Below are 16,743 nucleotides of genomic sequence, written 5' to 3'. Positions count from 1 at the left end.
GTCTCAAACCTGCTCGAGCGCGCGCTCAAGATCCTCGATCAGGTCGTCAGGGTGCTCGAGCCCGGCCGAGAAGCGAATAAAACCTTCGCTGATGCCGAGCTCGGCGCGGGCCTCCGGCGCCAGGCGCTGATGCGTCGTGGTCGCGGGATGCGTGACCAGGCTCTTGGCATCGCCGAGATTGTTGGAAATGCGCGAGATCTTCAGCGCGTTGAGGCAGCGGAAGGCGCCGGCCTTGCCGTCCTTCACCTCGAAGCCGACCAGCGTCGAGCCGGCGCCCATCTGCTTCTTCACTGTCTCGGCCTGCGGATGATCGGGGCGGCCGGGATAGACCAGCCGCGTGATCTTCGGATGCTTCGCCAGCGCCTCGGCGATCTTGGCCGCGTTCTCGGTCTGCGCGCGGACGCGGACGCTGAGCGTCTCGAGTCCCTTCAACAGCACCCAGGCGTTGAACGGAGACAGCGACGGACCGGTCTGGCGCATGAAATTATGGATGTGCTCGGCGATGAAGGCTTCCGACGACAGGATGACGCCGCCGAGGCAGCGGCCCTGGCCGTCGATATGCTTGGTCGCGGAATAGACCACGACGTCGGCGCCGAGCGACAGCGGGCTCTGCCAGATCGGCGTCGCGAACACATTGTCGACGATCAGGCGGGCGCCGCCGCTATGCGCGATCTCTGCGATCGCTCCGATGTCGAGCACGTCGAGCGTCGGATTGGTCGGGCTCTCCAGGAAGAAGGTTTTGGTGTTCGGCCGCAATGCGCGCTGCCACTGGTCGAGATCGAGACCGTCGACCAGCGTCGTCTCGATGCCGTAGCGCGGCAGCAGGTCCTGCACCACGTAGAGGCAGGAGCCGAACAGGGCCTTCGACGCCACCACGTGATCGCCGGCCTTCAGCGGTGCGAGGATCGCGGTCGTTACCGCGGCCATGCCGGTCGCGGTCGAGCGCGCGGCTTCCGCGCCCTCGAGCTCGATCATGCGGCGCTCGAACATCGCAATGGTCGGATTGGAATAGCGCGAATAGATGAAGCCGGGATCCTGGCCCTTGAAGCGCGCCTCGCATTGCTCGGCGGTGTCGTAGACGTAGCCCTGGGTCAGAAACAGCCCTTCCGACGTCTCCCCGAATTGCGAGCGGAGCGTGCCGCCGTGGACGAGGCGGGTTTCGGGACGAAGGTGGGCAGTAGACTTGGATTCAGAAGACTTGGATTCAGACATGTGACCTCCGAAGTGGCCATTTCCCTCGGAAAAGGGCCACAAAAAAACCGGCCTGGAGCAACCTCCACAAGCCGGGATCACACTGTCCCCGGCCTGTTTAGCGACTTATTTAACGTGGCTGCAAGCCGGCCGGCTCAAATCACCACGGGATAAGTGCAGCTGATATTCCCTCGCGCCCTTTCCGTCAAGACGGTCATCGGATAACCCGTAAAAGCCCATATTTTGGGGCTTGGTGGCCGTTCAGAGTATGATTTTTGGGCCATCCCGAGGGACCGCGCCGTGTCGTTCACGCTGGAAGACGAATCCAACGGAATCCTGCCTGACCGCATGATTGCGGAGATGGCGGAGGCCGGCCTCATTCTGCCCGCCTACGACTTTGTCGAGAGCCAGATCCAGCCGGCAAGCCTCGATCTTCGCCTCGGCGACATCGCCTACCGCGTCCGCGCCAGCTTCCTGCCCGGGCCCGATGCCACGGTCGCGGAGCGGATCGACCAGCTGAAGTTGCACGAGATCGATCTCTCCGACGGCGCGGTGCTGGAGACCAATTGCGTCTACATCGTCCCGCTGCTGGAAAGCCTGGCGCTGCCGCCGGAGATCGTGGCCGCGGCCAACCCGAAGAGCTCGACCGGACGGCTCGACGTCTTCACCCGCGTGATCGCTGACGGCACCCGCCGCTTCGACATGATCGGCGCCGGCTATCACGGTCCGCTCTATGCCGAGATCAGCCCGAAGACGTTTCCCGTGCTGCTGCGCGAGGGCTCGCGGCTCAGCCAGGTCCGCTTCCGGATCGGCGAGGCGACCTTGACCGCCGATGAGCTCGACGCGCTGCATGCCGCCGAGCGGCTGGTCGATGCCGACAATGCCGATCTCGTCCATGGCGTCGCGCTGTCGGTTGATCTCTCCGGCGAGAACTCGGGCGGCTTCGTCGGCTATCGCGCCAAGCGTCACACCGGCGTGGTCGATGTCGATCGCCGCGGCGGCTATTCGGTCGAAGAATTCTGGGAGCCGATCAAGGCGCGGCCCGACGGCAGCCTCATCCTCGATCCCGGCGAGTTCTACATCCTGGCTTCGAAAGAGGCGGTGCAGGTGCCGCCGGACTACGCCGCGGAGATGGTGCCGTTCGATCCGCTGGTCGGCGAATTCCGCGTCCACTATGCCGGCTTCTTCGATCCCGGCTTCGGCTATGCAGGCGCCGGCGGCAAGGGCGCGCGCGCCGTTCTCGAAGTGCGCTCGCGTGAGGTGCCGTTCATTCTCGAGCATGGCCAGATCGTCGGCCGCCTCGTTTATGAACGCATGCTCGAGCGTCCCGACGCGCTCTATGGCCAGCGCATCGGCTCGAACTACCAGGCGCAGGGCCTGAAGCTCTCCAAGCATTTTCGCGTGTAATTTCGCGGGCCGCCGGCCGCCGCCGCGTCGTCTCGCAGCCCGCGCGATGGTTCGATCCGCGGCCCGGCTTAGGCCACCCTGACCGTCGACAGGAATTTCCCGACTTCATCCTTGAGCCGTGTGCTCTCGGTGGCCAGCGTCCGCGCCGATGCGAGCACCTGCGATGATGCGGCGCCGGTCTCCGATGCACCGTGGCGGACCTCACTGACGCTCGCGCTGACGTGATGCGTTCCTTGCGCCGCCTGCTGGACGTTGCGCGAGATCTCCTGGGTGGCTGCCGTCTGCTCTTCGACCGCGGATGCGATCGTCGCCGAGATCTCGGACAGCCGGCTGATGATGTCGCTCACACCCTCGATCGCCTGAACCGATTGCTTTGAGGCGCTCTGGATGCTGGCGATCTGGACGCCGATGTCGCCGGTCGCCTTGGCGGTCTGCTCCGCCAGTTGCTTGACCTCGGATGCGACGACGGCAAAGCCGCGCCCGGCATCACCGGCGCGCGCGGCCTCGATCGTTGCGTTGAGCGCGAGCAGGTTGGTCTGGGAGGCAATCGTGTTGATGAGCTCGATGACGTCGCCGATGCGCCCGGCTGCGGAAGACAATTCCGCCGCAAGTTCCGAGGTTGAGCGCGCGCGGTCGACGGCCTCGCCGGCGATCCTCGCGGATTCCTGGACCTGCCGGCTGATTTCGCCGACCGACGAGCTCATTTCCTCGGTCGCCGATGCAACCGACTGCACGTTTGCGGACGCCTCCTCGGAGGCGGATGCAACGTCGCTGGCGAGGCCTTGCGAGCGGGTCGCCGTCGAAGTCAGGCTGGCGGCAGACGCCTCCAGCTCCTGTGACGAGGACGACACGGTCTCGATGATCTCCCCGACGGCGTTCTCGAACTCTGCGGCCAGCTGGTGCAGCTGCTGCTTTCGCTCGCTGGCCGCTTCGTCGCGCTGGCGGGCCTGGGTCTCGGCCTCCTCGCGCGCTTTCCGTTCCGCCTCGTCGCGGATCACCACGACGGCTTGTGCCATGTCTCCGATCTCGTCGGCGCGGCCGGCGCCGGGAACGACGATATCCGTGACACCGATCGCCATCGCCCGCATTGCAGCCGTCAGTCTGCCCAGCGGCCGCACCACGCCGAGAGCAAAGACCAGGACGCCGCCCACGATCAGAATCGCGACGATCGCCGAGACGATCCAGACGATCGTCGTGAAGGTCGAGACCGATTGCGCGGCAGACGCTTCGAGAGCGCTATTGAGCTTGTTTGCCCGCTCGACGATCTCATCGATGATCGCGCGATGCGCGGCATAGACCTTGTCCAGCTTGTCATAGGCGTGCTGGGCCGCGGCTGTGTCCTGCTTCAGCAGGGCCGGCAGCAGTTCGTCCTCGGTGATTGACCAGAATTTCTGTACCTCCGCGTCCGAGGTCACCGTCAGCTTCTGCTTCAGATCCTCGGGCAGGCTCGATGATTTCCAGAAGGCCTTCCGGCTGTCGTAGTCATTGTGAAGCTGCTGCAGCCTGGCCTTGTGGGCTTCAGCCTTTGCGGGCTCGCGCAGGGCCAGGGTTGCTTCGAGGTAGCTCTCCAGAACGTAGGCCGGGGGAGGAAGAATGTCGGCGACCAGATCGTTGCCGAGCTTGATCTGATCGTAGAGCGGTCCGCCGATACGGAGCTGTCTGGAAGCAAATTCACTGACGCCGACGGTGGCGGCCAAACCTATCGAAGTAACAATACCAAACGCGACGATCATGCTCGCAATGGAAATCCTGAGCTTCATAAAAGGTGCTCCCGGGTCGTCATTGACCGCAGACTGTGACTAAACGTCGCCCCTTTAAGGCCTGATTAAGAATGACCTCACCCCCGGGTTTTCACGGAGCGTCATTGTTTTGGGTCCGGCGGAGCTCTGCTATGACGATTCGAAAGCCGGGCCTGAGGAAGGACAAGAGGGAGCGAGCATGACCCAAGAACAGGACGCGCGCGAAGCGCAGTGGCGGAAGTGGCGCAGCGTTGCCGATCTCTATCACGCCTTCTTCACCGGGCTGATCCTCACCGTGGTCACGCGGCGCGGCACGGCCGACGCTGCCGAGTTCGTCTTCCGCGTGTTTCGCCGCCAGCAACAGGAGCGCTTCCTGCCCGGCTTGAAGAAGCTCGGCCTCGACGGTCTGCCGCCGGCGGTCGCGGCCGCGCAATATCACTATCTCTCCAACTGGATCGGCGGCGTGCATGTCGAATACATGTACGAGAGCGACCGCAAGGCCTGGATCCGCTATCCGCCGCCGCGTTGGATCTGGAAGGGCACGGCGATCTGCGGCGTGCCCGGCGAGGTCTCGCGTGCGATGCTGCGCGGCTGGCACGCCAACAATGGTGTCGCGCTCGGCGATCTCAGGCTCGGCTTCGTCTGCACCAAGCAGAGCGTCGACGGCCAGGACGGGCTCGAGGGCTATTACTGCGAATACGATCATCCGCTCGAGCTCGACCAGCGCCTGGTGTTCGCGCGCCACCTCCAGGCGCCGCTGTTCGATTCCAGAACCGCGCCGGCATTGCCGGTCGACAGCTGGCCGAAACCGCGGCTGGAAAAGGCGTATCGCAACTACGCGATGGAGTATGTGAAGACGGCCGCGCCCGTCATCGTGCAGGTGTTCGGCCCCGAGGATGCGAGCTATCTGCTGCATCTCACCGGCAAGCTCATTGGCATGCAGTATTTTGACGAGGTCGCGCAGGCGCTCGGTGGCCGTCGTGGCCGTGCCGCGGAATTTGCCGCATTCCTGCGCGTCCTCTTCGAGTCGCAGGATGATGTCGCTGACATCAGCGAGTCCGGGGGACAGTTCGAGATCCGCCAGCAGGGCTGGAAGCTGATGGCCGATGTCGCCGACTATCATCCGGCCTGCGCCAGCGTTCTGACAGGCTTGTTCGAAGGGCTGGCAGCCGGCTGCGGACGGCATATTCCGGTGCATCTGAAGCCGAACGGCGCCGCCGGCGCGCCGTTCGTCTGGTCGATCGGCTAGATCAGAGGTTCACCTGCAATCGCGCAGGCCCCCCTTGCGTCCGGCGCACGTGGAATCCGCGTTCGCCATGGTAGGGAAACACCATGGCGCGGCTCCCGAAGATCGCGCGTGGGAGTGGAAATGTCCGATCTCGGCCTCGCCGAAATACCCGTCGACGAACAAGAACGGCCGCTGCCGCCGCCGGTGACCAGGCCGGCGCGCAACGCGCTGCTCGACGGGCCGATTTTGCGCACGCTGTTGTGGCTGGCGTGGCCGAACGTGATCGCGCTTTCCGCCGGCACCTGCGTGGTGATCGCGGAGACCTCCTATATCGGCCGGCTCGGCGTCGAATCGCTCGCGGCGATGGCGCTGGTGTTTCCCTGCGTGATCCTGACCATGACGATGTCCGGTGGCGCGATGGGCGGCGGGGTTGCATCCGCGATCGCGCGTGCGCTTGGCGCCGGCGAGATCGAGCGCGCCTCGACACTTGCAATGCATGCGCTGCTGATCGGATTGACGTTTGGTGCCACCTTCATGCTGGGCATGCTGATCTTCGGTCCGCGCCTGCTCGAATTGCTCGGCGGCCGCGGCAATGTGCTGGCGCAGGCGACCGCCTATTCGCAAATCTTCTTCGGTGGCGCGATCCTGCCCTGGCTGATGAACACGATGGCCGGCATCCTGCGCGGCACCGGCAACATGAAGCTGCCGTCGACCATGATCCTGTCCTCGGCGGTGTGGCAGATCATTCTCGGCGGCACGCTCGGGCTCGGCCTCGGGCCGGTGCCGCAATTCGGCATGCGCGGCGTCGCGGCGGGTTCGCTGATCGCCTATTCGATCAGCATCAGCGTGATGGGCTGGTATCTGTTCTCGGGCCGCGCCCGCGTGAAGCCGAAACTCAAGGGACTGCGCGTGCAATGGGTGATGTTCATCGACATCCTCAGGGTCGGCGCGGTCTCCTGCTTCTCGCCGCTGCAATCGGTTTTGACGATCTCGATCTTCACCCACATGCTGGCGCAGTTCGGCACCGCGGTGCTCGCCGGCTATGGCATCGGCGCGCGGCTCGAATTCATGCTGACCTCGGTCGCCTTCGCGGTCGGCATCGCCTCGGTGCCGATGATCGGCATGGCCGTCGGTGCCGAACGCGTCGCGCGGGCGCGGCGCATCGCCTGGACCGCGGGCACGCTGTCGTTCCTCGCGGTCGGCGTGGTCGGCAGCTTCATCGCCGTCTTCCCCGACCTCTGGGTCAACCTGTTCACCAACGATCCGCATGTGCGGGCGACCAGCCATCAATATCTTTCGACCGCCGCGCCGATGTACGCTTTCATCGGCCTCGCGATGTCGATGTATTTCTCCTCGCAAGGTGCTGCGAAAGTGCTGGGTCCGGTGCTGGCGCAGACCGCGCGGCTGATCTTCATCGGCACCGGCGGCTGGTGGCTGTCGCCCCACGAGGCGAGTGCGCAAGATTTCTTCGCACTCGCCGCCGCTTCGATGGGCGTGCTCGGCGTGCTCTCCTGCCTCAGCGTGATCCTGACGCGCTGGGGCAGATCTGCACCGGTCGCCGGGGCGCAACCGGCGCTGTCTTGACCTTACGTAATCCGTCATCCTGAGGAGGCCGCGCAGCGGCCGTCTCGAAGGATCGACGGCCCCGATGCTTCGGCGTCCGCTCGCGGACACAGCGGGGCTGTCGCCCTTCGAGACGGCCGCTGCGCGGCCTCCTCAGGGTGACGGTCGTATGTTGAATACGCGGACGGTCGCGTGACCTGCAAGGTCACGCCGCGTTCTTCTCCCGCGCCGATTTGGCCAGCGCCGCTTGCATCGCCGCCGCGCCGAGGTCCATCTGCGCGGACATGTATGGCGCGATCTCGTGCGGCAGCACATCGGCGATCCACACCACCCGGCATCGCGCATCGCCCTCGGCAAACACCTGCACCGAGGCGGAATGCTGCTTCAGCCGCTCGCTGGTGATCGCATAGACCAGCCGTCGTCGCGTGTCGTCGCAATAGACCAGCGTCTCACGCGCCACGGTGCCGTTGGCGAAGCTGACGGTGCGGACGTCGCCGACGAGTTGCGTATCGGTGACGAAGCCCGGTACCAGCCGCGTGTGCAGCGCGCCGAAATCGCGCAGTGCGTCCCAGACATGATCGGCCGGCGCGTCGATCGGGATGTCCTTGTGAATCGAAGCCATGGTGTTGATCCTTTCAAGAGGGGGCGTCATTGCGAGGAGCGAGGCGACGAAGCAATCCATATCGCAGCAGGCGGAAACATGGATTGCTCCGCTCCGCTCGCAATGACGGCGGAATGCGGGGAATGCGTCTAGGTCGACACCGCCTCGACATTGTTGCCGTCGGGATCGACCAGGAACGCCGCATAGTAGGTCGGGCCGTAGTCCTTGCGATGGCCCGCCGCGCCGTTGTCCTTGCCGCCGGCCTTCAGGCCCTCGGTATGGAATTTCTTGATCGCGTCATGGCTCGGGGCGCGGAACGCGACGTGCACGCCGCCTTGGGTCTTGCCCTTGTGCAGATGCAGCCAGAGCGCCGGTTCGCCTTTCGGGCCGAAGCCCGCGCCGCTGTCGTCGCGTGAGCAGAGCACGAAGCCGAGCGGCGCCAGCACCGCGGTGTAGAAGCGCACGCTGGCGTCGAGGTCGGCGACGCGCAATCCGATGTGGTCGTACATGATGGCTCTCCGGTCGTTATGCGCGTCGATGGACGCGCGGACCGAAAGAACCTAGCTATTGCAGCGCAAGGCGTTCTTGGAGAATCTTGCGGTCGCCGCGGGAGGCCTGGCGGAATTTCAGCGGCGAGGCACCGGCCGCGCGGTGGAAGCTGCGCACGAAATTGGAGAGGTCGCCGAAGCCGACGTCATAGGCGATGTCGGTGACCGGGCTGTCGTCGTCGACGAGCCGCCGCGCCGCATGGCGCAGCCGCGAGCGCACGAGATATTGATGCGGGGTCACGCCGAGCACCGCGGAGAACAGCCGCAGGAAATGGAAGGTGCTGAGCCCGGCCTGCTCCGCGGCATCGTCGAGATCGATCGCGCGGTGTGAATTGGCGTCGATCCACAGCGCCGCTTCAACGGCGCGGCGGCGGTCGCGCAGGCCGGCGGTGAGGGGCTTCGCCTTGCGATCGGATACCAGCTCGACAAGGCGGCTGGTGAGGAGGTGGCCGATCTCGTCGAGGCCGACGTCGCTGTTGCCAGCTGCTGCCGTTTGGGCGAGCTCCCCGATCACCATCAATTCGGGCAGCGGCGGCACCGAGCCGACCTGCCAGACCGAGGTGCGGTCGCCGATCGTCTCGACCAGCTCCCGGTCCAGGAAGAACGACAGGCATTCGTCGCCGACCACATGGTCGTGCGTGCAGGTGTATTCATCGCCGGGGTGGCCGACCAGGATCGAGCCTGCCACCAGCTCATGGAAGCGGCCGCGGCAATGGCAGCCGAAGCTGCCGCTGCGCACATACGACACGGAATGGCAGGCGAACTGCTCGATAAACGGTTTGTCGCCGGGCTCCGCCGTGCAGCGAAACTCGTTTACCGTGATGCGATCGCGCTGCAGCAGTGTGGTCCGGGTCATACCCCAGATTTAGGGGGGCGGCCGTGGCGGCGCAACGCCGGCAAGATCATCATTGCTGCCACGCATGATCGCGGCGGTACCCCACGATCGCCTCGATCTTCCCGGGGGCCGCATCTCGCCCGCATCTGGAATCTTGACGTTCGGTTAAGCATGTCACGGCTGGACTGTGCGGCTCGACGGGCCTCGGGTCACGCATCTTAAAGGCTTTGCCCGCTATCTGGTCGCCGGCATGCTGCTGCAAAAGACGATCGGCGGAACGATGACGAGCACGAGCGCCGAAGCCGCGCCCGGCAGCGCAGGCGTGGTCGGGCGCGCGAGCGGGCGTGTTCACCCGCTCTTCGCGTTGCTGCTGCTGGCGTTGGTCTTGCGCCTTGCGGCCGCGGTCTGGCCCAACGTGATCTATCCCGATGAGACCTTCCAGTATCTCGAGCCGGCGTGGCGGATGCTCGGCCATGACGGCATCTTGACGTGGGAATGGCGCGACGGCATTCGCGGCTGGTTCCTGCCGACATTGATGGCCGGGCCGGTTGCCCTCGGCGATGCGATTGTGCCTGGTGGCGCGGGTGCGTTCCTGGTGCCGCGTCTGATCGCCGCATGCGCGTCGCTGTCGATCGTGGTCAGCGCATGGTTCTTTGGCGCGCGGATCTCGCGCACTCATGCCGTCGTCACGGCCTTCGCGGCCGCGGCCTGGTTCGAATTGATCATGCTCGCGCCCCACACATTGGGCGAGCCGCTGGCGACAGCACTCATCGTGCCGGCGGCGCTGCTGGTCACCGATCGTCCGTCACGGCGGCGTCTCGCGATTGGGGGTGCCTTGCTCGCCTTCGCCTTTGTCTGCCGCTTCCAGTTTGCGCCGGCCATCGCCGTGCTGGCCCTCGGAGCGTGCTGGACGCGCTGGCGAAACCTGGTTCCGCTGGTCGCCGGCGGGCTCGTTGCGCTGCTGCTCGCCGCCGCGATCGACCTGGCGCATGGCAGCGTGCCGTTCGCCTGGCTGATCGCCAATATCAGGGAGAACCTTGTCCACGATCGCGCCATCGAATTCGGCGTGTCGCCGCCGTCGGCCTATCTCATCGACTTCCTGACCGTCTGGTCGGTGGCGATCCTGCTCCCGCTTGCTGCGATCTGGCGCGGCTGGCGGCACGCACCGCTGCTCGCGACCGTGGCGCTGGTCAACCTCGTCTTCCACAGCCTGATCGCGCACAAGGAATACCGCTTCATCTTCCTGTCCGTGGTGCTGTTCACCATTGTCGCGGCGCTGGGATCGGCCGATTGGGTCCAATGGCTGCGTGCGAAAGCCGCGTGGCGCCGCTGGGCGTTGCCGATCGTCCTCGGCGGCTGGGCGCTGCTGTCAGTGGCGCTGGCCGGCGCCAGCGAAGATATGCGCGAGTACTGGACGCGCGGCGTCGGTGCTGCGCGGCTCGCGGCTGAACTGCGCCGCGATCCGCAGATGTGCGGCCTTGCGCTTTATGATGTTCGTTTCCAGCAGTTGCCGGGGCGGGAGCGATTGGTCGGCCCGGTGCCGCTCTATGCGCTGCAGCCCGCCGATCCGTTCGCCGAGTTGATCCTGCCGCCGTTGCTGCTGCGGGCCACCAAGCCGGCCTTCAACCGCATCCTTGCGCGGCCCGAGGCCGCAGGCGATCTGCCGGCGGATTTTTCACGGCAGAGCTGTGCCCGCGTCGGCTTCAGCGATGCCTGCATCTATGCACGCGGCGGAAGCTGCGACGCATCCGCCGCGACACCCTTTGTGATCAATGACGTGCTTGTGAGGATGGGCTGGTAGCGGGCGGCGACGCGGCGACCGGTGTCAATGCACGCTTGATCCTCCGCCTCGGCCCGGGCTATGGTCCGCCAGTCGCACCCGTGAGGGTCGACCTCAAGCAATTAAGATCGCGGGCGTAGTTCAATGGTAGAACGGCAGCTTCCCAAGCTGCATACGAGGGTTCGATTCCCTTCGCCCGCTCCAGCCCCAAGGTCAGCCCCGAGGCTAAATTGCGCGGGACAGTCCTGTCGGCGAGACAATGTATTTCGCGGCAATAGCGGGAGACTTGACGTGAGGTTGCTTGGAGCGCTGCTGCTCGCGCTGGGCGCGCTTTGCATGACGAAGCCGGCATCGGCACAAGCCTATGATCCTCGCTATCCCGTTTGCATGCACGTTTACGGCGAACTGGTCGGCGACCGAATGGATTGCATCTTCGCCTCGATGCAGGAGTGCCAGGCCAGCGCCGTGGGGACTCCGGCAACCTGCCTGGTCAACCCCTTTTATACGCCACGACCGGTGCGTCCCGGCAGGTCTGAACGATGATCTTCTTCACTCGTATCCGCGAGCGTGACCTGGATCATTCACAAACTGGCTTCACGCGATGATCCCGGGATATTACGGCGCTCTGTTCACGCAACGTGCGCGCCTAACGAACTGTACTCGACCTGTTCTTCTCACAGCACGCAGTTATGTTTCCGTAGTTCTCCGCGTTTGAGAACGGAGTTCCGGCGGAACGATCTCGCGGGTTCCGGCATTGGCCATGTAGAATCGACCAGCCTCCGGCAGAGAACGGTCGGTTCAAGCCCGCGGCCGGTCGTCCGCTTTCAACCACACCCCTGGAAGGACGGCCGCCGCGGGTGCTGCTCGTGCAGGCTCACCGCCATCCCATCGCAGGCGCGACGTGCGTCAAAATGCTCTCGATCACATGCGCGTTGTAGGCGACGCCGAGTTGATTGGGGACGGTCAGCAGCAGGGTGTCGGCCTCCGCGATCGCCTCGTCTGTCTCGAGCTGCTCGATCAGTTTGTCGGGTTCGGCGGCGTAGCCGCGGCCGAAGATCGCGCGCGTCCGCTCGTCGATGAAGCCGATCTGGTCTTCCTCCTGGCCGTTGCCGAAATAGGCGCGGTCGCGATCATCGACCAGCGCGAAGATGCTGCGGCTCACCGAGACCCGCGGCTCGCGGGTGTGGCCGGCCTCCTTCCAGGCGGCGCGGTAGGCCCGGATCTGCGCGGCCTGCTGGATATGGAAGGCCTCTCCGGTCTCGTCGCTCTTCAGTGTCGAGCTTTGCAGGTTCATCCCGAGCTTTGCGGCCCAGACCGCGGTGACGTTCGAACCGGCGCCCCACCAGATGCGTTCGCGCAAGCCTTCCGAGAGCGGTTCGAGCCGCAGCAGGCCGGGCGGGTTGGGAAACATCGGCCGCGGATTCGGCTGCGCAAAACCTTGTCCGCGCAGCATATCGAGGAAGATCTCGGCATGACGGCGGCCCATGTCGGCGTCGGTCTCGCCTTCGCCCGGCTGATAGCCGAAATAGCGCCAGCCATCGATCACCTGCTCGGGCGAGCCGCGGCTGATGCCGAGTTGCAAACGTCCCCTCGCGATCAGGTCGGCCGCGCTGGCGTCCTCGATCATGTAGAGCGGATTTTCGTAGCGCATGTCGATCACGGCGGTGCCGATTTCGATCCGGCTGGTCTTCGCGCCGACCGCCGCCAGCAGCGGGAAGGGCGAGGCCAGCTGGCGGGCGAAATGATGGACGCGAAAATACGCGCCGTCTGCGCCGAGCTCTTCGGCGGCGACCGCGAGGTCGATGGATTGCAGCAGCACATCCGCGGCCGAGCGGGCTTGGGATTGCGGGGAGGGCGTCCAGTGCCCGAACGAGAGGAATCCGATTTTTTTCATGTCGGCAATGTAGGCATTTCCAGCATGAATTGCGATCCGTGGCGTGACCCGGCGATGACGCAAAATGTTTACCAACCGGGAAAAATATCTGCAGCAGGTGTTGCGGGTTTTGCGGACCGCGCCGCTGCGGATGCGCTGCATGCGCGCTGGTCTTGCCGCCTGCGCTGCGGCGCGGCTTGCGATCAGCTCGCGCGCCGCCTAGTTTTCCGCCACCATTTCTCCCGCCACCACGATCCCGCAGGACCCGATGTCGCAGCCGTTTCTGTTTCAGCCGATCACGCTTCGCGGCGTGACCTCCCGAAACCGCATCCTGATTTCACCGATGTGCCAATATTCGGCAACCAACGGCCTCGCCAATGACTGGCACCTCGTGCATCTCGGCAAGTTCGCCCAGGGCGGCGCCGGGCTCGTGATGGTCGAGGCCGCGGCGGTCACCGCCGAAGGACGCATCACCCATGGCGATGTCGGCATCTGGAACGACGAGCAGATCGCGCCGCTCGAACGCATCGCGGCCTTCCTGAAGGACAACGGCGCGGTGCCCTCGATCCAGCTCGCGCATGCCGGCCGCAAGGCCAGCATGCAGCGCCCCTGGTGCGGCAATGCCGCACTCGACGAGGCCGACCGCGCCCGCGGCGATCTGCCGTGGCGCACCGTGGCGCCGAGCGCGATCCCGATGGAGGAAGGCTGGCTGATGCCGCATGCGCTTGATGCGGCCGAGCTCGCCGCGTTGCGCGAGCAATGGCGGCGCGCCACCTTGCGTGCGGTGGAGGCCGGCTTCGAATTCGTCGAGGTGCATTGCGCGCATGGCTATCTCCTGCACGAATTCCTCTCGCCATTGTCGAACCGCCGCAGCGACGCCTATGGCGGCGACCGCGCCGGGCGGATGCGCTATCCGCTCGAGATCATCGAGACCGTGCGCGCCGCCTGGCCCGCCGAGCGGCCGCTGGCGGTACGCATCTCCTCGGTCGATGGTGTCGATGGCGGCCTGACGCTCGAGGATCAGATCGCATTCGCGCGCGAAGCCAAGGCGCGTGGTGTCGATCTGATCGATTGTTCGTCGGGCGGCCTGCTCGGCTCGGCAACCGCGGCGCGGATTCCGCGCGGCTATGGCTTCCAGGTGACTTATGCGGAGGAAATCCGCCGCGCCGCCGAGGTCGCCACCATCGCGGTCGGCCTGATCCTGCATCCGCAGCAGGCGGAGGATGTCCTGGCGGGCGGCCACGCCGATCTGGTCGCGATCGGGCGCGAGGCGCTGTTCGATCCGAACTGGCCGCTGCATGCCGAGCTTGCGCTCGGCGGCGGAAGCGACGAGGTGTTCGCGTCCTGGCCGAAGCAGTATGGTTGGTGGCTGGAGCGGCGCGAGCCTGGCCTGCGCAGGCTCGAAGGTCCGCCGCTGCCGTTCCGCAAGGTGTGACGGAAAAAGCTGCGACACATCAGGAGGGAGGATTTGACATGACGATTTCGGCACAGCGTCCCTATCGAGGGGTCTTCCCGGTGGCGCCGACCATCTTCGACGCCGGCGGCAACCTCGACCTCGACGGACAGCGGCGCTGCATCGATTTCATGATCGATGCCGGCTCGCACGGCATCTGCATCCTCGCCAACTTCTCCGAGCAGTTCGTGCTGACCGATGCCGAGCGCGAGACCGTGATGCATGCCGTGCTCGAGCACGTCGCGGGCCGCATTCCCGTGATCGTCACCACGACGCATTTCTCCTCGGCGGTGTGCGCCGCGCGCAGTCGCGAGGCGGAGGCCGCCGGCGCCGCGATGGTGATGATCATGCCGCCCTACCATGGCGCGACCTTCCGCGTTCCCGAGCCGGGCATCTACGAGTTTTATCGGGTGGTGTCGGATGCCATCAACATCCCGATCATGATCCAGGATGCGCCGGTCGCGGGCACGCCGCTCTCGGTGGACTTTCTGGCGCGAATGGCGAAGGAGCTCGCCAATGTCAGGTACTTCAAGATCGAGGTGCCGATGGCGGCCAACAAGCTGCGCGGCCTGATCGAGAGGGGCGGCAGCGTGATCGAGGGACCTTGGGATGGCGAGGAGGCGATCACGCTGATGGCCGATCTCGATGCCGGCGCCACCGGTGCGATGACCGGCGGCGGCTATCCCGACGGCATCCGCCAGATCATCGATCCGTTCTTCGCCGGCCGCCGCGACGAGGCTGCGCAGGCCTATGCGCGCTGGCTGCCGCTGATCAACTATGAGAACCGCCAATGCGGGCTGCAGGCCTGCAAGGTGCTGATGCGCGAGGGCGGCGTCATCAAGTCGGACGCGGTGCGGCACCCGTTGCAACCGCTGCATCCGGCCACGCGCGCCGGCCTGATCGAGATCGCGCGCATGCTCGATCCGGTGGTGCTGCGCTGGGGGCGCTGAGCGCGCCACCCGGCTGCTATGTTCACATAACCGTCAACAACGACAACTACCGTTTCGGTACGGGAAGCGGGGGACGTGCCCGCGTGCACTCTGGATTCTTCGGGGCGGTCGGGCGGCAGCGGGATGATCGAAACCTTCCGGGTTGGTCGTTTTGCGATGCGCTACGGCCATTTCGTTCCGCGGCTCTACAATTACTGCCGGTCGCTCGGTTTTGAGCGGCAGCACATGCTGCCGTCGCGCGCCTTCTGCTCCGACGAGAGCCAGGGCTATCCGGTCATGCTACTGGCCCAGCATTTCGGAACCTTTCCGTTCGATCACGGACGGGTCGGCGGCAAGGTCGCCATCAATCGCCACGGGCCTTATGCCCATCACGGCGAGGACCTGGTGCTGATCCAGGCCAGCCATGTCGGCTATAATCCCGATGATGGCCGCTTCGGGGTCTATCAGCGCCACCGCACCGAAGACTGCAGGTTCGGGGATTGCTGCGGCAAGCTCTGCGGCGTGCTGCGCTGGTATGAGGACGAATACGCGCATGCCTGCCGGCAGGTGCAATGCGGCCGGCTCAATGGCGAGCCGGCGTTCCGGATCGACAATCAATATCTCGACGACAGCCGCAACGAAGGTGTCATTTTGTGGCTCGACCGCATGGTCGAGACGCCGCTTCAGCCGCTGCGCGCGCTGGCCACGTCGAAGGTCTTTCGTGCGGGTCCGGCGATCCGCGAACGACTCGGTGAGGCCTGCTTTGGCGAGACGCCGGCGCCGATCGGCACGGCGTTGTCACCGGATCTGTTTCACTTCCGCCGCGCGCTGGCCGAAGGTCCCGAGGGTCATGACATTCTCGAGGCGGCGCTCGCTCCGGTGATGCCGACGCTGGTGACGTCGCCGCATCCGGCATTGGATGCCGCCCGCTTCGTCACCCAGGCCGAGTTCGATCGCACCTATCGGAGCATTTTGCGTGAGCCGGCCTTTCAGACCAAGAACGCCCTGTTCGTCTCCGGCCTGAATATCGACGTATCGCCGCGCGAGGATTTTCCGTTTCCGTTCACCAAATTCGTGCCGTGGGCGGCCTATGCCCGCCTGCGCGACGGCCGCTCGTTCCTGCTGGAGCAGGAGCAGCTGGCCGAGACGCTGCGCCGGATGCCGGGCGAGAATCCGGATTGTCTGTCGTTCGACAACACGATCGAGCAGATGACCACGGCGCCGGAAATCCGCATTCCGATCGGCTGATGCATATGACGACGCTTCCCGCCCTGCGTGCGCACGCTGCTCCCGAACCGCGTCTCCAGCGCCTGGAATTCGCCGAACGCGAGCGCGGCTTGACCCGCCGCCACTTCATCTTCGGCTGCCTCAGCCTGGCTGCGGGCCAAATGGTGCGCCTGCTCGACAGGCTCCAGCAGTTGCCGCTGTTGCGAATTCGTTTTCCCTAAGCGCGAACGAACGCGCTAGGCTGTGTACCCATAAAGCCAGCGGCTTGATGCGATAGACGCATTGTCTGTTTTTTCCCCTGTACCGGCCGAGTTTGTGCCGCAGCGCAATAGGTTGCGTGGGCCATTGCGGACCATGGAGCGGAAGGTC

Annotated in this window: 16 protein-coding genes, 1 tRNA gene and 1 riboswitch; of the genes, 11 read left to right on the top strand and 6 right to left on the bottom strand. The window is 65.4% G+C overall.

From position 1 onward, the window contains the following. Positions 1-3 precede the first annotated feature (3 nt). The gene (locus tag HAP47_RS38210; protein ID WP_173640351.1) at positions 4-1,212 is read right to left on the bottom strand and encodes an O-succinylhomoserine sulfhydrylase; all 1,209 of its coding nucleotides are present in this window, start codon (positions 1,210-1,212) and stop codon (positions 4-6) included. A gap of 76 nt (positions 1,213-1,288) precedes the next feature. Continuing rightward, positions 1,289-1,368: riboswitch (SAM riboswitch) on the bottom strand. Between the two features lie 171 nt (positions 1,369-1,539). Here HAP47_RS38210 and HAP47_RS38205 point away from each other — a divergent pair. Next, positions 1,540-2,598 (top strand): 2'-deoxycytidine 5'-triphosphate deaminase, encoded by a 1,059-nt coding sequence (locus tag HAP47_RS38205; RefSeq protein WP_371821842.1) that lies wholly within the window; start codon positions 1,540-1,542, stop codon positions 2,596-2,598. 68 nt (positions 2,599-2,666) lie between these two features. Here HAP47_RS38205 and HAP47_RS38200 read toward each other — a convergent pair whose 3' ends face one another. Then, complete coding sequence (locus tag HAP47_RS38200) at positions 2,667-4,358, bottom strand: methyl-accepting chemotaxis protein (protein ID WP_173640353.1); 1,692 nt, start codon at positions 4,356-4,358, stop codon at positions 2,667-2,669. A gap of 178 nt (positions 4,359-4,536) precedes the next feature. Here HAP47_RS38200 and HAP47_RS38195 point away from each other — a divergent pair, with 178 nt between their 5' ends. Together HAP47_RS38195 and HAP47_RS38190 are read left to right on the top strand one after the other, a co-directional pair. Next, a complete protein-coding gene (locus HAP47_RS38195) occupies positions 4,537-5,586 on the top strand; it encodes a hypothetical protein (protein WP_173640354.1) in 1,050 nt (349 codons plus the stop codon). Between the two features lie 120 nt (positions 5,587-5,706). Beyond that, on the top strand, positions 5,707-7,149 hold the full coding sequence (locus HAP47_RS38190; protein WP_173640355.1) for an MATE family efflux transporter: 1,443 nt from the start codon (positions 5,707-5,709) through the stop codon (positions 7,147-7,149). Positions 7,150-7,333: 184 nt separating this feature from the next. Here the strand turns inward: HAP47_RS38190 and HAP47_RS38185 are convergent, their stop codons facing one another. The 3 genes from HAP47_RS38185 to HAP47_RS38175 all read right to left on the bottom strand — a co-directional run bounded on the left by HAP47_RS38185 (position 7,334) and on the right by HAP47_RS38175 (position 9,133). Next, positions 7,334-7,750, bottom strand: coding sequence for an SRPBCC family protein (locus HAP47_RS38185; protein WP_173640356.1), 417 nt, complete (start codon positions 7,748-7,750; stop codon positions 7,334-7,336). Between the two features lie 128 nt (positions 7,751-7,878). Continuing rightward, positions 7,879-8,238, bottom strand: a complete 360-nt coding sequence (locus HAP47_RS38180) for a VOC family protein (RefSeq protein WP_173640357.1) — start codon at positions 8,236-8,238, stop codon at positions 7,879-7,881. Between the two features lie 55 nt (positions 8,239-8,293). Next, positions 8,294-9,133 carry a helix-turn-helix domain-containing protein gene (locus HAP47_RS38175; RefSeq protein WP_173640358.1) on the bottom strand — a complete coding sequence of 280 codons (840 nt, stop codon included), beginning with the start codon at positions 9,131-9,133 and terminating at the stop codon, positions 8,294-8,296. A gap of 259 nt (positions 9,134-9,392) precedes the next feature. Between HAP47_RS38175 and HAP47_RS38170 the strand changes: the two genes are divergently transcribed. The 3 genes from HAP47_RS38170 to HAP47_RS41905 all read left to right on the top strand — a co-directional run bounded on the left by HAP47_RS38170 (position 9,393) and on the right by HAP47_RS41905 (position 11,435). Next, positions 9,393-10,913 carry a 4-amino-4-deoxy-L-arabinose transferase gene (locus HAP47_RS38170; RefSeq protein ID WP_231168664.1) on the top strand — a complete coding sequence of 507 codons (1,521 nt, stop codon included), beginning with the start codon at positions 9,393-9,395 and terminating at the stop codon, positions 10,911-10,913. A gap of 109 nt (positions 10,914-11,022) precedes the next feature. Continuing rightward, a tRNA-Gly gene (locus tag HAP47_RS38165) sits at positions 11,023-11,096 on the top strand. 132 nt (positions 11,097-11,228) lie between these two features. Next, the gene (locus HAP47_RS41905; RefSeq protein WP_371821841.1) at positions 11,229-11,435 is read left to right on the top strand and encodes a DUF3551 domain-containing protein; all 207 of its coding nucleotides are present in this window, start codon (positions 11,229-11,231) and stop codon (positions 11,433-11,435) included. A 331-nt stretch (positions 11,436-11,766) separates the two neighbouring features. Here HAP47_RS41905 and HAP47_RS38160 read toward each other — a convergent pair whose 3' ends face one another. Continuing rightward, positions 11,767-12,786 (bottom strand): LLM class flavin-dependent oxidoreductase, encoded by a 1,020-nt coding sequence (locus tag HAP47_RS38160; protein ID WP_173640361.1) that lies wholly within the window; start codon positions 12,784-12,786, stop codon positions 11,767-11,769. A 64-nt stretch (positions 12,787-12,850) separates the two neighbouring features. On the opposite strand from HAP47_RS38160, the gene HAP47_RS38155 reads away from it, so the two are divergent. The 5 genes from HAP47_RS38155 (at position 12,851) to HAP47_RS38135 (ending at position 16,595) form a co-directional block, all read left to right on the top strand. After that, positions 12,851-12,988 (top strand): hypothetical protein, encoded by a 138-nt coding sequence (locus HAP47_RS38155; protein WP_176396254.1) that lies wholly within the window; start codon positions 12,851-12,853, stop codon positions 12,986-12,988. A 45-nt stretch (positions 12,989-13,033) separates the two neighbouring features. After that, positions 13,034-14,200: an NADH:flavin oxidoreductase/NADH oxidase gene (locus HAP47_RS38150; RefSeq protein ID WP_173640362.1), complete on the top strand. Its 1,167-nt coding sequence runs from the start codon at positions 13,034-13,036 to the stop codon at positions 14,198-14,200. 38 nt (positions 14,201-14,238) lie between these two features. After that, on the top strand, positions 14,239-15,168 hold the full coding sequence (locus HAP47_RS38145; RefSeq protein WP_173640363.1) for a dihydrodipicolinate synthase family protein: 930 nt from the start codon (positions 14,239-14,241) through the stop codon (positions 15,166-15,168). 123 nt (positions 15,169-15,291) lie between these two features. Beyond that, positions 15,292-16,395 carry a hypothetical protein gene (locus HAP47_RS38140; RefSeq protein ID WP_173640364.1) on the top strand — a complete coding sequence of 368 codons (1,104 nt, stop codon included), beginning with the start codon at positions 15,292-15,294 and terminating at the stop codon, positions 16,393-16,395. 5 nt (positions 16,396-16,400) lie between these two features. Next, on the top strand, positions 16,401-16,595 hold the full coding sequence (locus HAP47_RS38135) for a hypothetical protein (RefSeq protein WP_173640365.1): 195 nt from the start codon (positions 16,401-16,403) through the stop codon (positions 16,593-16,595). Positions 16,596-16,743 lie beyond the last annotated feature (148 nt).

The sequence above is a fragment of the Bradyrhizobium sp. 41S5 genome (genome assembly GCF_011516665.3).
In the GTDB taxonomy this organism is placed as follows: domain Bacteria; phylum Pseudomonadota; class Alphaproteobacteria; order Rhizobiales; family Xanthobacteraceae; genus Bradyrhizobium; species Bradyrhizobium quebecense.
The sequence above is the reverse complement of the archived record's forward strand: the minus strand, read 5'-3'. Positions and strand labels throughout refer to the sequence as shown.